Annotated in this window: 10 protein-coding genes and 1 pseudogene; 2 read left to right on the top strand and 9 right to left on the bottom strand. The window is 65.7% G+C overall.

Annotated elements, in window-relative coordinates; translation table 11 throughout:
* From ACFQ50_RS17340 to ACFQ50_RS17360, 5 genes and pseudogenes are all read right to left on the bottom strand, one after another.
* Positions 1 to 797 (bottom strand): annotated as a pseudogene (locus ACFQ50_RS17340) (hypothetical protein); the annotation flags it as partial.
* Between the two features lie 87 nt (positions 798 to 884).
* Positions 885 to 2096, bottom strand: coding sequence for a hypothetical protein (locus tag ACFQ50_RS17345; RefSeq protein WP_377996887.1), 1212 nt, complete (start codon positions 2094 to 2096; stop codon positions 885 to 887).
* Between the two features lie 122 nt (positions 2097 to 2218).
* Complete coding sequence (locus ACFQ50_RS17350) at positions 2219 to 3289, bottom strand: Gfo/Idh/MocA family protein (RefSeq protein WP_377996888.1); 1071 nt, start codon at positions 3287 to 3289, stop codon at positions 2219 to 2221.
* Positions 3290 to 3447: 158 nt separating this feature from the next.
* Positions 3448 to 4155 carry an ABC transporter ATP-binding protein gene (locus ACFQ50_RS17355; protein ID WP_377996889.1) on the bottom strand — a complete coding sequence of 236 codons (708 nt, stop codon included), beginning with the start codon at positions 4153 to 4155 and terminating at the stop codon, positions 3448 to 3450.
* 2 nt (positions 4156 to 4157) lie between these two features.
* Positions 4158 to 5621, bottom strand: coding sequence for an ABC transporter permease (locus ACFQ50_RS17360; protein WP_377996890.1), 1464 nt, complete (start codon positions 5619 to 5621; stop codon positions 4158 to 4160).
* 292 nt (positions 5622 to 5913) lie between these two features.
* Between ACFQ50_RS17360 and ACFQ50_RS17365 the strand changes: the two genes are divergently transcribed.
* Positions 5914 to 7395 (top strand): polysaccharide lyase family 1 protein, encoded by a 1482-nt coding sequence (locus ACFQ50_RS17365; protein ID WP_377996891.1) that lies wholly within the window; start codon positions 5914 to 5916, stop codon positions 7393 to 7395.
* 94 nt (positions 7396 to 7489) lie between these two features.
* On the opposite strand, the gene ACFQ50_RS17370 is transcribed toward ACFQ50_RS17365, so the two are convergent.
* From ACFQ50_RS17370 to ACFQ50_RS17385, 4 genes are all read right to left on the bottom strand, one after another.
* Complete coding sequence (locus ACFQ50_RS17370) at positions 7490 to 8590, bottom strand: substrate-binding domain-containing protein (RefSeq protein ID WP_377996892.1); 1101 nt, start codon at positions 8588 to 8590, stop codon at positions 7490 to 7492.
* Between the two features lie 55 nt (positions 8591 to 8645).
* Positions 8646 to 9923, bottom strand: coding sequence for a multiple monosaccharide ABC transporter permease (gene mmsB / locus ACFQ50_RS17375; RefSeq protein ID WP_377996893.1), 1278 nt, complete (start codon positions 9921 to 9923; stop codon positions 8646 to 8648).
* Positions 9924 to 9967: 44 nt separating this feature from the next.
* Positions 9968 to 11524 (bottom strand): multiple monosaccharide ABC transporter ATP-binding protein, encoded by a 1557-nt coding sequence (mmsA, locus tag ACFQ50_RS17380; RefSeq protein ID WP_377996894.1) that lies wholly within the window; start codon positions 11522 to 11524, stop codon positions 9968 to 9970.
* Positions 11525 to 11653: 129 nt separating this feature from the next.
* Positions 11654 to 12844: an ROK family transcriptional regulator gene (locus ACFQ50_RS17385; RefSeq protein ID WP_377996895.1), complete on the bottom strand. Its 1191-nt coding sequence runs from the start codon at positions 12842 to 12844 to the stop codon at positions 11654 to 11656.
* Positions 12845 to 13068: 224 nt separating this feature from the next.
* On the opposite strand from ACFQ50_RS17385, the gene ACFQ50_RS17390 reads away from it, so the two are divergent.
* Positions 13069 to 13872, top strand: a complete 804-nt coding sequence (locus ACFQ50_RS17390) for a nitrilase-related carbon-nitrogen hydrolase (protein ID WP_377996921.1) — start codon at positions 13069 to 13071, stop codon at positions 13870 to 13872.
* Positions 13873 to 13880 lie beyond the last annotated feature (8 nt).

Here is a 13880-nt window from a genome sequence, read left to right on the forward strand (position 1 = left end):
GCTGCTACGTCGGCGGTGGGAACGGTGGTGTCTGTTCCTGTCGCGGCGGTGCCGCCGAGGTTGACGTCTGCGGCGGCTGTCACGTTGGCTGCCGGGGCAGCCGGGGCGGTGCCGGTGCCCGCCGTCGTGTTGCCGAGGTTCGCGTCGACTACGGCTGCTACGTCGGCGGTGGGAACGGTGGTGTCTGTTCCTGTCGCGGCGGTGTTGCCGAGGTTGACGTCTGCGGCGGCTGTCACGTTGGCTGCCGGAGCAGCCGGGGCGGTGCCGGTGCCCGCCGTCGTGTTGCCGAGGTTCGCGTCGACTACGGCTGCTACGTCGGCGGTGGGAACGGCGGTGTCTGTTCCTGTCGCGGCGGTGTTGCCGAGGTTGACGTCTGCGGCGGCTGTCACGTTGGCTGCCGGAGCAGCCGGAACGGTACCAGTCGTCGTGTTGCCGAGGTTCGCGTCGACCGCGGCCGTGGCGTCAGCCGCAGGGGCAGCCGTTCCGGTCCCCGTGCCCCCGAGGTTTACGTCGACCAGGGCAGTCGCACCCGGTGCCACGCTGGCGGTGCCGCCGTTCGAGGTACCGCTGGTGAGGTTGAGGTCGGCATTGACGCTGACCGAGGAAGAATTCGACGGCGCTGGGCCACCCAGCAGACCCAGCGACGTCGAAGCATTTAGGTCCGCCGAAGCGGTTTCGGGCGCGATGTTGACCGCGCCCGCGGCAGTGGTATCCGCGCTCGCCGCGGTTGCGCCGAGGGCAAGTAAACCTCCGGCAAAGAGGGTGCCTAATAGGCCCCTGCGAATTGTCTGGTGCATTGTGATGTCTCCTGAAAAGTTGTTGTCAGGTGCTCATGGCAGCCTGAGTGGCCGTGTGTCTGCCGCAGAGAGGCAGAAGGGGCCCAACTAGTCAGGAGAGGAGCCGGGGTCGATGGCCACCGGCGAAGGAACATGCTGAAGGGGTCCGCTGGCAGGGACAAAACCCATGAGCGGCAGGTATTCAAAGGGGCTGTTCAGCCAGGCGGCCGAAGCGGAAGGGCCGCCTGAGGTGGTGCCGCTTCCCGAGCCTGAGGCCGGGGCCGGGAGCAGTGCCTCCGGCGTCGGCGCGTTGTCTCCACCCGAGGGTGAGTCCCCGCCGGCAGGAACCTTTGGGGCAGACCCCGTGGGGTGAACTGCAGCCGCTTTCGGCGCAACGGCGTGGGCGAAGTGAGCAGGCAAACCGATGGCCGGTTGGACAGGCGCCGCGGACACCGCAGGGGGCCCGGCGACAATGCCAAGCGGCGCCCCTGGAGTCGCAGAACTTTGACCTGTGACGGCGGGGTCAACTGCGGCTAGCCGTTCTGGAACCGCCACAATGCCCGCTACGACATCAGCGACGGGCGTAACGATCGGTGCCGTGAGAGGAGGTGCCTGGGCGAGCACATCGGTGACCGGCTCAAGGGGAAGCTCGACAGGCAGAGCGTCGGCCACCGGGCTCACGGCGTCAGTTACTGGTTTCACGACTTCGGCTACGGGCGTTAGGACCTCGGCCACCGGCGTCGCGATAGCTTGTGCCGTGTCCGTCAGCGCTCCATCAGCAGCGGAGGCAACGGGATCCGTAACTCCTGCCACGGTGCCATCCGGAAGCGCCCCGCCAAACGGTAGTCCGCCGAGAGCGGCGTCAACGGGCTCCACAATGTCCGCCGCAACCGGGGCAACGACGGCCCCCAGTGTTGGCGCCACTGGCGTGGAAGGAGCGGGAGCCATGGGTGGAGGCGCAACGGCCGGCGGCTGTGCGGCCGGCGCAGGCGCAACCGTCGCCGGCGGTGGTGCCGGGATGGCAGCCGGATCGATGGCTGGAAGTGGCAGGGGTGCTGCGGCTGGCGTGGGCTGGGCAGCGGCGCGGGCTTCGTGTGCCTTGGAGGAGACCAGTTCGCCAACGCGTCCCGCCACGCTGTCCGCACCGCCTTTGAGGGACGAGACAGCGGCGGAAATACTCCCGCCAAGCGAGTCAGATCGGTGTGAATCAGCGTCGGCGGCCGGGGCCGAGACGGCCAGCCAGGCAACAGCAGCGGCACCGGCCAACAGAACCGGGCGCAAAGGGCGCAGCGCAGACCACGACAAATACGCAATGGTCATGCTTAACACCCCCCAGCCCACCGAATGAATCGACGATCGACTACAGCCTAAGCCTGCCCCAAAGTGAGAGTCCAGACCCGGGAGTGTAATTCTTTCGATTCGACGAAGGCTGGATGGGCTGCTCAGTGAGCGTCGTTGGGATACGCGACACCGAGTTGGGCACGCACGCCGTCGAAGAGCCGCATCGTGTTGAGCGAGTCCTCAAGGGGCATGACCGGGCTCTCGGTCAGGCCCTGCTGGACGCACCGCGTCACCTCGCGAAGCTCGTATGTGTAGCCCCGCCCCCTCACCTCGAAGTGTTCCGTCCGCGGTGCTTCCTGACCGATCCCCACTACCAACTTCTTAGGGTTGTTGATCGAGCCGAGCGTTTGCAGGTACCCAAGGCTTCCGGCAACCGTCGCCGTGCGGGGGCCATGGGCGAGCAGGGACGAGGTGAGCTGTGCCTGCGCGCCGTGGTGGTAACCCAGGGTGAGCGCATTCTGGGCGTCCACGCCGTCGTCGTTCAAAGTCCCCATAGCACTGACCGTCTGCGGGAAGCCCAAGGTGCCGAGGGCCCACAACAGCGGATAGATGGTGATGTCGAGAAGTGCGCCCCCGCCGTCCTGGACAGCCCAGAGTCTGGCCGTGGGGGAGTAGGGGGCCGGGAATCCAAGGTCCGCCGTGACCCACTGGACGGTTCCGAGTTCGCCGGAATGTGCGATTTCGAAGGCCCTCTGCATGCTGGGCAGGAAGCGGCTCCACACGGCTTCCATCAGGAACAGCTTCTTTTCGCGGGCTACGTCGATCAGCTCAGCAGCTTCGCGGGCGTTGATGGTGAACGCCTTTTCGCAGAGCACATGCTTGCCTGCCCGGAGTGCAGCCAGCACCACCCGGTGGTGCTGCGCGTGGGGCGTGGCCACGTAGACCACGTCCACCGAGTCGTCGGCGAGAAGCCGCTCATAGCCCTGCTGTCCGCCGTCGTCCCCGTAGGCCACGGCAAAGCCGAAGTCACTGGCAAACGCGTCCGCGGTGTGCTGGGCGCGGGAGCTGACGGCGTACAGCTCTGCATCCTCCAGAAGTGCCAGGTCCCGCGACACCAGCGAGGCGATCCGGCCGGTGGCGATAACACCCCACCGCAGCCTGCGGCCCGTGGCGGCAAGCGGATCCTGGTTGGACTGGCTGAAGAGCCAGGGCTTGGCGATCGGTGACGTCATGACGCCATCCTCTCACCCGGGTGAGGAAGCGTTGGGTCAAAACGTGCGGGAGGTGAGGAAGCGTTGGGTCAAAACGTGCGGGAAGTGAGGAAGCGTTGGGTCAAAACACGCGAAAGGTGCGGGAGGGTTTACGCCCTGCCCGCACCTTGCGCGCAAAACTACACCGCCGCCGGCTCCGCAGCTCGGCCGCGGACGGGTTCCTCCGTGAGCTTGCCCTGCTGCAGGCGGAACCTGCGGTCCGTCTTGTTGGCGAGCGTGCGGTCGTGCGTGACCACGAGGATCGTGGTGTTGTGGTCGCGGCTGAGGGAGCTGAGCAGTTCGATGATGTGCTCGCCCGTCTGCTCATCGAGGTTACCCGTGGGCTCGTCGGCGAGGATCAGCTTGGGTTCGTTGGCGAGGGCCCGGGCGATGGCCACGCGCTGCTGCTCGCCGCCGGATAGCCGGTTGATGCGGCGGCCGTGCTTGTCCGGATCGAGCTGCACCTGCTCCAGCAGCTCCCGTGCCCGCTCGGTCCGGACGGACTTCCGCACCCCGGCGAACTCCATGGGCAGCATGACGTTGTCCAGCGCGGAGAGGTTGGGAACCAGGTTGAACTGCTGGAACACGAAACCGATGTCCCGGCGCCGGTATTCGGTCAGTTTGCCGTCCGGCATGCCGGCCAGGCTCACGCCGTTGACGACGACGTCTCCGCTGGTGGGCTTGTCCAGCGCACCCAGGAGGGAGAGCAGTGTGCTTTTGCCGCTGCCGCTCTTGCCCACGATGGACGCCAGCGTGCCCTGCTCCAGCTCGAAGCTGACGCCGTTGACCGGCTTGATGGTGCGGTCGCCGGACTTGAACGTGCGGACCAGATCCTTGACTTCAATCATGGCTATTCTCCTCGGAGGACTTCGATGGGGCGGATGCGGGCGGTGAGCAGGGCCGGAACCAGCGCGCCGATGATGGCGACGCCGAAGACTGCCGCGATGCCGGCGGCAAGGATTTCGGGGGACACGCTGGCGGTGACGGAGGTCAGCAGCTGGGAGGCGCCGCCGAAAGGTCCGCCCTGGCCGCCTGGGAATCCGCCGGCCGCGCCGGCCAACCCGCCGCCGCGCCCGGTGGGGGCCGCCGTCGTGCTTGTGCTGGAGCTGACCAGGGCGGAGGCGATGCCGCCACTGGCGAAGGAGGCGATGATGGCGCCCACCACGCTGCCGAGGGCCACCAGTACCAGGGCTTCGAGCACGAACTGCAGGCCGATGGTGCGGTTGCGTGCCCCGATGGCCTTGAGGACACCGATTTCGCGGCGGCGCTCGCGGACCAGCATGACCATGATCAGCAGGATGATCAGCCCTGCGGTGCCAAGTGCCGCGATGAACGCCACCATGGAGATGTTCTTGACGCTGTCCAGCGAGGTGACGGCGGTTTCGAGGTTGCGCTGGCCCTGGGTGACGTCGGCCTTGTCGGTGCCGAGCGCGTTCTGCAGGGCCGTCTTGGCGGCGTCGACGTGCTCCATGCTGTCCACCGTGACAATCATCGTGGACAGCTCGCCGGGCAGATCGGCCAGGGTCTGGGCGGTGGGGAGCGTGACGTAGAGGGCGTTGTTGCCGAAGGCCGTGCCGGCGTCGAACAGGCCGGCGACGGTGAAGGTCTTGCTGTTGATGGTGAAGGTGGAGCCCACCTTGAGGTTGTTCTTTTCGGCGAGAGTGGTGCCCAGCAGCGCCTTGGCGGACTCGGCCGTGTAGTCACCCAGTCCGGTGCCCGAGGTCAGTTCCAGTGCCTTGCCGGTGCTGTCCACTTCTGCGCCCGTGCCGGTGGCCGTGATGGGAAGGGACCGGGCAAGCTGTGTGGTCCCCGTGGTGCCGGTATTTCCGGTCGTCCCGGTTGCGCCCGTGGTGCCGGAGCTGTCCTGGTTGCGCGCGCCGAGCGTTCCGGCGTCGACTGCCGCGGTGAGGCTGGTGGTCAGGGTGGTGGTGGTTTGGCCGCCGGGGCCGCCCTGCCCGCCGCCGGGACCTGCCTGGGTGCCGGCTGCCGCCTGCGCCGCGGCTTCGGCCGCGTTGCGGAGCCGCAGCGCTTTGGTTCCGACGACGGCGGTCACGTTCGGGACGTCCGCCGCGGTCGCTGCCTGCTCGGCGGTGAGCGGCTCGCCGCCGCCTTCGAAGCCCTGGCCGCCCGCCGGGTTCACGGTCAGCACGGTCCCCACCGAAGCGTTCAGCTCCTGGACTTTGGCGCCGACGGCCTGGTTCGCCACCAGCATGGCCAAAGCCAGTCCGATGGCGACCGCCAGCACGGCCACAACCGCCGCTGTTCGGACCTTGTTTCTAAACGCATTGCCTACACTTCGGGCGAGGACGCTCACTGCACTCCTACGTACTGTGCCCTCCTGACTGTCGGGCTCTTGGCTTCAGAATTTCCCGGACTGCTGTGCGCAGAGGCAGCCGAACCTATGCGTGGGCTGTGAGCATCGGTCCGTGGCGGGGTCTTGACAGCGGCTCGACGTTGGAAGACATAATGGTTCGGCAGCTGAGAAAACGCTTTCCCGCATTGTCCGGAACGATGAGGGCCTTTCCGCTGCAGCAGCAATTCCCGCTAGTGTCCCGCCCATCCTCACCAAGGCATGTGCGCTATTTGGCATGCCGGAAAACAGGCCAATGAAGTCCAATACATCAGACGCTAAACATCTGCTTTTCAGCCGCAACGCCGCGGCCGCCACCCTGGCGCTGGCGGTTCTGGCGGCGGCAGCCTCCGCCGCCGTCGCGGACCCCGTGAACACCACGGGCGGCGGGAAAATCTCGGTGAACGACGTCGCGCCCACAGGCTGGGCGTCCACCGGGACGGGAACCACCGGCGGGGCGGGAGCGAGCCCGGAAAACACCTACGTTGTCGGCAGCCTGACAGAACTGAATGCGGCCACGGCCAACCACGGCGAACCGGCTGCACCGAAGCTCATCTACATCCGCGGCACCATCAACGGCAACGAATCGCCGGATGGCCGCCTCCTGGGGGAACAGGACTACGCGCCGGGCTATGACATCACCAGGTACATGTCCTGTTTCCTGGACAATGGCCGCACCTGGAGCGACCAGGCATTCGACTACTGCAAGAAAATGCGGCAGTTGCGCCAACAGGGCAGCAACGCCATGAAGCGCCAGATCGAGGTAAACCTGCCGAGCAACACCACGCTGCTGGGGCTTGGAGCTGACGCAGGACTTGTGGGCGCCAACGTTGTGCTGCACCAGGCCAGCAACGTGGTGGTCCGCAACCTCAGCATCGAATCGCCAGTGGATTGGTTCACCTCGTGGTCGCCGGACGACGGCGACGGCGCGTGGAACGCCCGCTTCGACGCATTCTCGGGGGTCACCTCCGACCATATCTGGATCGATCACGTGCTGCTCAGCGACGGCCGCTTCCCTGACAGTGAGGCGCCGCGCGATTTCAAGAACGAGCCCGTGATCCGGCACGACGGCCTGCTGGACCTGAAGGACGGCACCGACTTTGTCACCGTCTCCAACAGCCAACTCCGCGACCACGACAAGACCAGTCTGCTCGGTTCCGGGGATGAACACGTCGACAAGGACGGTGGCAAACTCCGTGTGAGTTATATCTCCAACCTCTTCCAGAACACTCAGCAGCGCGGTCCCCGGGTTCGGTTCGGCCAGGTCCACGTGGTGAACAACTACTTCGTGGGCAGCACGGTCGATCCGGATTACCCCATGGTCAGCGAAGCCCAGGGTGGCAGCAGCTACTTCATCGGCGCCGGCTACGAATCCTCCATCTACTCCGAATACAACGCCTTCGATTACAGCGGGCCGGGCGCAGACGAGTCGGTCACGGTCAGCAGCTACAACGGGCACAGGTTCAGCGACCACGGGTCCTGGTTCAACGGCAAGGACGCAGACCTGGCCGCCGTAGCCCGGGCTTCATTCGAAATCCACAAGGCGGACGCCATCGCCGCTGCCACGGCGTCCGGAACAACCGCTCCCGACTGGACCCAGCGGGAGTTCACCTCCGACGCCGGGTGGAACCCCGCCGTCGAATACGGCTACCACGCGCTGAAATCCGCGCCGGCGGTGCGCAACGCCGTGCTCAACTTCTCGGGGCCCGGCGTTCTGGACGTCGAGGCGGGGCGCTAAAGCCCCGGGGGCCGTCCGGCAACGGAAGAGCCCCGGCCCTCCCGGGTGAACTGGTCACTTGCGGGGGAGCCGGGGCTCTGTGGCGTCTGCGGTGTTACTTGGTGATCGGTCCGAGAACCGGATCGCCTTCGTAAGCCGTCTTGACGTTGGCCTTGGTCACGATGACCGGCTCCAGCAGGTAGGCGGGAACGGTCTTGACCTTGTTGTTGTAGGACTTGTCGTCGTTGATTTCAGGCTTCTTGCCGGCCTGGATGTCCTGGACCATGACGATCGCGTGCTCAACGAGCTTGCGGGTGTCCTTGTTGATGGTGGAGTACTGCTCGCCGGCCATGATGGACTTGACCGATTCAACCTCGGAGTCCTGCCCGGTAACCACGGGAAGCGGTTTGCCGGCACCCTTCACCGACGTCAGCACCGCACGGGCCAGGGTGTCGTTGGGGGAGAGGACACCATCGATCGAGGCGCTGGTGTAGGTGCCTGCGAGCAGGGTATCCATGCGTTTCTGGGCGTTCTCTGCCTTCCAGCCCTGGGTCACAGCCTGCTCGAAGGACTTCTGGCCGGAGAGCACCTTGAGGGTGCCGTCGTCGATCTTCGGCTGCAGTACGCTCATGGCGCCGTCGAAGAACACCTTGGCGTTGGCGTCGTCGGGGGAGCCGGCGAAGAGTTCGACGTTGTACGGACCCTGCGGCTTCTTGGCCTGCATGCCTTCCAGCAGTGCCTTGCCCTGCAGCACACCCACCTTGAAGTTGTCGTAGGCCACGTAGTAGTCCACGTTCGGCGTGTTCAGCAGCAACCGGTCGTAGGCGATGATGGTGGCGCCGGCGTCCTTGGCCTGCTTCAGCTGGGTGCCGAGCTGTGCGCCGTCGATCGCGCCGACGACGATGACCTTGTCACCCTTGGTGATCATGGCACTGATCTGGTTCTGCTGCTCGGAGACGCCGCCGTTGGCGAACTGGACGTCCGGCTTGAATCCTGCCTGGGTGAGGCCGTCATTGAACAGCTTCTCGGCCAGGACCCAGTTCTCGCTGGTCTTCTGCGGAAGGGCGACGCCGATGGCGGAGTCCTTGGGGAATGCCTCGCCGCCGGAGCTTCCGCCGCTCGTTGTGCCGCTGTCTGAACGGCCGCAGGCTGTCAGCGCCAGTGCCGCAATGGCAGCGATTGCTGCCGCCTTTCCTGCCTTACCAATCATTCGCATTTGCTCGGTTCACTTTCTATAGGGGTGGGAAATGCATCCGGGGAGCGGGCGGTGCTCAGGCTTCCCGGGAGATGGTTTCCTTGGTGGAGGTCACTTCGTCGGGCTGGTTGGGGGCGCCGCCGCTGGGGCGGTTGAAGCCCTGGGTCAGCAGGCCGATGATGGAGCGTTTGCCCTGGCTCTTGTTGTAGACGTCGAAGGCGACGGCGACCAGCAGGACCAGGCCCTTGATGATCTGGGTGAGGTCGGCGCCGACGCCCAGGAGCTGGAGGCCGTTGTTGAGGACGGCCATGACCAGGCCACCGACGATCGAGCCGATCACGGTTCCGACGCCGCCGGTCACCGCTGCGCCGCCGATGAACACAGCTGCGATGGCATCAAGTTCCCAGCCCACGCCGTCGAACGGGCCGGACGCGGTGGAGCGGCCGACGAAGATCATGCCGGCGAGGCCGGCCAGGATGGACATGTTCATCATCACCAGGAAGTTGACCTTCTTGGACTGGACGCCGGAAAGTTCGGCCGCGTGGCGGTTGCCGCCCACGGCGTATATGTGGCGGCCGACGACGGTCTTCGCGGAGATGAAGCCGTAGATGAGCACCAGGACAGCCAGGATCAGGCCGGGGATGGGGAAGGACGTGCCCGGGCGGCCGGTGGCGAACAGGTATGTCGCGTAAAGGATGGCGCCGCAGACCAGCACCAGCTTGGTGATCATCACCCAGCCTTCGGGGACTTCGGCGCCGAGGGCCTTGGCGGTGCGGCGGGACCGGAGTTCGCTGAAGATCACAAACGCGACCGCCAGCAGGCCGAGCAGCAGGGTCAGGTTGTTGTAGCCGGTGCTGGGCCCGACCTCGGGCAGGTAGCCCGATCCGATGTACTGGAAGTCCGCCGGGACAGGGATGGTGTTGGACTTGCCGACGAACTGGTTGAAGCCGCGGAACAGGAGCATGCCGGCCAGCGTCACGATGAACGCGGGGATGCCCACATACGCAGTCCAGAACCCTTGCCAGGCTCCGATCAGGGCACCCAGGACGAGGCCAAGCAGAATGCCGGCGTACCAGGGAACGTTCCAGTCCTGCATGATGAGGGCCACCGTGACGCCAACGAACGCCGCCACGGACCCGACCGACAGGTCGATGTGGCCGGCGATGATCACGAGCACCATGCCGATGGCCAGGATCAGGATGTAGGAGTTGCCGTTGAAGAGGTTGATCACGTTTCCGGGCGTCAGCGTGCGGCCCGACGTGGCGAATTGGAAGAAGATGATCAGGGCAACCAGGGCGAAGATCATGCCAAATTGGCGGGTGTTGCCGCCAAACAGCTTCTTGAGCGCGTTCATTTTGTCAGTCCTTGTTCTGGAAGGTTCTGGAGGGTTCCAGAGGGTCAGGCGGTTTTTCGGGCGGAAGTCATGAGTTTCATCAGGCTTTCCTGGCTGGCGTCGTCCTTGTCCAGGACGCCCGTGATGGCGCCTTCGAAGATGGTGTAGATCCGGTCGGAGAGGCCCAGCAGTTCGGGGAGTTCGGAGGAGATTACGATGACGCCCTTGCCCTGGTTGGCCAGCTGCTGGATGATCCCGTAGATCTCGTACTTGGCACCGACGTCAATGCCGCGGGTGGGCTCGTCCAGGATCAGCAGGTCCGGGTCCGTGAACATCCACTTCGCCAGGACCACCTTCTGCTGGTTCCCGCCGGACAGTTTGGCCACGCCCTCCTCCACGGACGGCGTCTTGGTGCGCAGCGACTTGCGGTACTGCTCGGCTACCGTGAATTCCTTGTTGGCATCCACCACGAAGTGCTTGCTGATCTTGTGCAGCGCCGCCGAGACTGTGGTGGTCTTGATGTCATCCAGCAGGTTCAGGCCCAGGGACTTGCGGTCCTCGGTGACGTAGCCAAGGCCGGCATCGATGGCCTGCTTGACGCTCTTGAGGTGGAGTTCCTTGCCGTTCTTGTAGAGCTGGCCGCTGATGAAGCGGCCGTAGGAACGGCCGAACACCGACCGTGCAAGTTCGGTGCGGCCGGCGCCCATGAGCCCGGCGAAGCCGACGATCTCGCCGCGGCGGACGAAGAAGTTGGAGCCCTTGCAGACCAGGCGGTCCTGGACCTGCGGGTGGCCCACCGTCCAGCCCTTGACCTCGAACAGGACCTCCCCGATCTTGGGCTCGTGGTCCGGGAAGCGCGATTCCAGGGTGCGTCCCACCATGCCCTTGATGATCCGGTCCTCGTCGACGCCGTCGGCCTTCACGTTGAGCGTCTCGATGGACTTGCCGTCGCGGATGATGGTGATTTCGTCCGCGATCTGTTCGATCTCGTTGAGCTTGTGGGAAATGATGATGGACGTGATGCCTTTGCCCTTCAGGCCGAGGATCAGGTCCAGCAGGTGCTGGGAGTCAGATTCGTTCAGGGCTGCCGTGGGCTCGTCCAGGATGAGGAGTTTGACGGACTTGTTGAGCGCCTTGGCGATTTCCACCAGCTGCTGCTTGCCGACGCCGATTTCCTTGACCGGGGTGTCCGGATCCTCCCGCAGGCCTACCCTGGCAAGCAGTTCGCGGGAGCGGGTGCGGGCATCGGCCCAGTCGATCACCCCGCGCTTGACCGGTTCGTTGCCGAGGAAGATGTTCTCCGTAATGGAAAGCTCCGGGATGAGCGCCAGCTCCTGGTGGATGATCACGATGCCTGCGTGCTCGCTGGCCCGGATGTCCTTGAACTGCTGCACCTCGTTCTGGTACACGATGTCGCCGGTGTAACTGCCGAAGGGGTACACGCCGGAGAGCACCTTCATGAGGGTGGATTTCCCGGCGCCGTTCTCCCCGCAGATCGCGTGGATTTCCCCGGCCTTCACCACCAGGCTCACATCGGACAAGGCTTTAACGCCCGGGAATTCCTTGGTGATGGAGCGCATCTCCAGGAGAATCGGCTCGCTCTGCGTGTTGAGGGACGTCATTTGCCCTTACGCCTCCAATGCATTGACTTCGTTGTCTTCCCTGCAAACCACAGGGCCGTCTGATGAAAAAAGTAGATGGAGCAGGCCATTGTCGTCAAGTCTTTAACGCAACGGCGGTATAACGAAACGCTACGTGCGCCGGATTCCGGCGTGCTGGAAGACCAGTGACGCGGCGCCCAGAGCCTCCGCGCGGTCATTCAGGGAGGACATGGTCAGGGTGGTGGTTTCGCCGATGACCGGCACGGCGTGGCGGACCAGTCCGCGCCGGATGGGGTCCAGCAGGATGTCGCCCAGTCCCGCCAGCGGGCCGCCCACGACGATGACCTCGGGGTTGATCAGGTTGGCCACGTTCCCCAGCGCACGGCCCACGGCCAGGCCTGCGTCGTCCACGACTCGCAAGGTGGCGGCATCCCTCGCGAGTGCCTTGCGGACGATGTCCTCGGGCGTGAGCGGACGCTCCTCGCCCCGGCTGAGCAGTTCGATCATGGTGGTGGTGGAGGCGATGGTCTCCAGGCACCCCCTGTTGCCGCAGCGGCAGATCAGGCCGTGCTCGTGGATGGTCGCGTGGCCGATTTCGCCGGTGATCCCGACATTGCCGTAGTACGGGTTGCCGTTGAGGATCAGGCCCGCGCCAATGCCGGATCCGATCTTCATGAACAAGAGGTTGCTGATGCCGCTGTGCGGTCCCCAGGTCACCTCGGACAGGGCGCCAAGATTCGAGTCATTGTCTATGAATATGGGGAATTGGAACGCATCTTCGAGGCGTTCCTGGATGTCGATGCCCACCCACTCGGGCAGGATCGCCCCCTGTGCCACGGTGCTGGTCCTGCGGTCGATCGGGCCGGGGATTCCGACGCCGGCACCCACCACGGCGGTGCGTTCCACCCCGCTGTCCGCCAGCAGTTTGTCGAGCAGTGCGACGGCCGCCTGGATCCCCTGTTCCGCCTGGTGGCCGAGGGGCAGGAGCACCGATTCCTCGGCGATGATGTGGTAGCTGAGCGAGGCGAGAACCACCCTCAGGTGCCGCCGGCCGAAGTCGATGCCCACCGCCACGGCGCCGTTGCTGTTGAGCCGGACGTTGAGTGCGCGCCGCCCGGAACTCGTGGTCGGCTCGGTGGAGGCCAGGCCCGAATCCTGCATGATTTTGACGATGTTGGACACCGTCGCGGTGGAAAGTCCCGTCTGCCGCGCCAGCTCCGCCTGGGTCGACGGGCCGTTGAGCAGGCACTCGATGATCCGCTGCTGGTTCAGGTGCCGGAGGGCGGATTGCGACCCGGGGTTTTTGGTTCGGCTCCTCGTTGAGCGCGATGGTGAGGGCATGGAATGAACATTGCACCATCCGCAGCCTTGTAGTCAAGAAGTTAACGCAATGGCCCGGCATGCGGCAGGAACCGGATGCCGGGCAATCCGTCCCACAGGGAGTCCGGGACGGTGCAAATGGACCGTATCGGCGGCTCCCGCCGCGGATACGCTGAAGGAAACGGCGTCCGGTGTTGGCGGGGCGTCCACGACGACTTGAGGTGATCACGGTGAAGCTGGCGCTGATGCAGGCGAACTCCAGTGTTTTGGACATCGAACGGAACTGCGCAGCCATCGACTGGGCAGCCCGGACGGCCGCGGAAGCGGGTGCCGCGGTGCTCCTGACCCCCGAGCTTTACGCCGTGGGCTATGCACCGCTGCGGGTCAGGGCGGAACTGGACCCCGGAACACTGCCCGGCATCCGGCGTGCCCTCGCCGGCATCGCTGCCACACACCGGATCGCCCTGGTCTACAGCCTGCCCGCCGTCACGGCGGAGGGGGAGTGGCAGATCACGGCGACGGTATTGGACAGCCGCGGGGGCGAACTGCTGAGTTACGCCAAGGTCCACCTCTTTGGCCCGGAGGAGCGCAAGGCGTTCAGCCCCGCGGAAGCAGCCCCCGCCGTCGTCGATCTGGGCGGCATCAAGACCTCGCTGGCCATCTGCTACGACGTGGAGTTCCCGGAGACGGCACGCGCGGCCGCCGCAGCCGGGGCCGACCTGCTCCTGGTTCCCACGGCCCTGGCCCACGGCTTCGAGTCCGTTCCCCAGGTCCTGCTGCGCGCCCGCGCGCTGGAGAGCCAGCTGACGGTGGCCTACGCCAACCATTCCGGGGAGGAGGACGGCTGCACCTTCCTGGGCGGAAGCGTCATTGCCGGTCCCGACGGCGAACTGCTGGCCGCGGCCGGCCCCGGCCCGGAATTGCTGTATGCCGAGGTCAGCGCCGAGGCTGCCCGCCAGGCGCGGGACGCCGTGCCTTACCTGCGCGAACGGCGGCCCGCTGTTTACCGTGCGTGGGACGAGGCAGCCGGCGCCGGAAAGCTTTCATAGCGCAAGCC

Origin of the sequence: Arthrobacter sp. NPDC056493, from assembly GCF_042795115.1 — a bacterium.
Lineage (GTDB): Bacteria > Actinomycetota > Actinomycetes > Actinomycetales > Micrococcaceae > Arthrobacter.

Excerpts from the sequence above, each read along its gene's own strand:
- ACFQ50_RS17370 (WP_377996892.1), bottom strand. The coding sequence starts at position 8,590 with ATGCGAATGATTGGTAAGGCAGGAAAGGCGGCAGCAATCGCTGCCATT.
- ACFQ50_RS17345 (WP_377996887.1), bottom strand. The coding sequence starts at position 2,096 with ATGACCATTGCGTATTTGTCGTGGTCTGCGCTGCGCCCTTTGCGCCCG.
- ACFQ50_RS17365 (WP_377996891.1), top strand. The coding sequence starts at position 5,914 with ATGAAGTCCAATACATCAGACGCTAAACATCTGCTTTTCAGCCGCAAC.
- ACFQ50_RS17355 (WP_377996889.1), bottom strand. The coding sequence starts at position 4,155 with ATGATTGAAGTCAAGGATCTGGTCCGCACGTTCAAGTCCGGCGACCGC.
- mmsA (WP_377996894.1), bottom strand. The coding sequence starts at position 11,524 with ATGACGTCCCTCAACACGCAGAGCGAGCCGATTCTCCTGGAGATGCGC.
- mmsB (WP_377996893.1), bottom strand. The coding sequence starts at position 9,923 with ATGAACGCGCTCAAGAAGCTGTTTGGCGGCAACACCCGCCAATTTGGC.
- ACFQ50_RS17390 (WP_377996921.1), top strand. The coding sequence starts at position 13,069 with ATGCAGGCGAACTCCAGTGTTTTGGACATCGAACGGAACTGCGCAGCC.
- ACFQ50_RS17385 (WP_377996895.1), bottom strand. The coding sequence starts at position 12,844 with ATGCCCTCACCATCGCGCTCAACGAGGAGCCGAACCAAAAACCCCGGG.
- ACFQ50_RS17350 (WP_377996888.1), bottom strand. The coding sequence starts at position 3,289 with ATGACGTCACCGATCGCCAAGCCCTGGCTCTTCAGCCAGTCCAACCAG.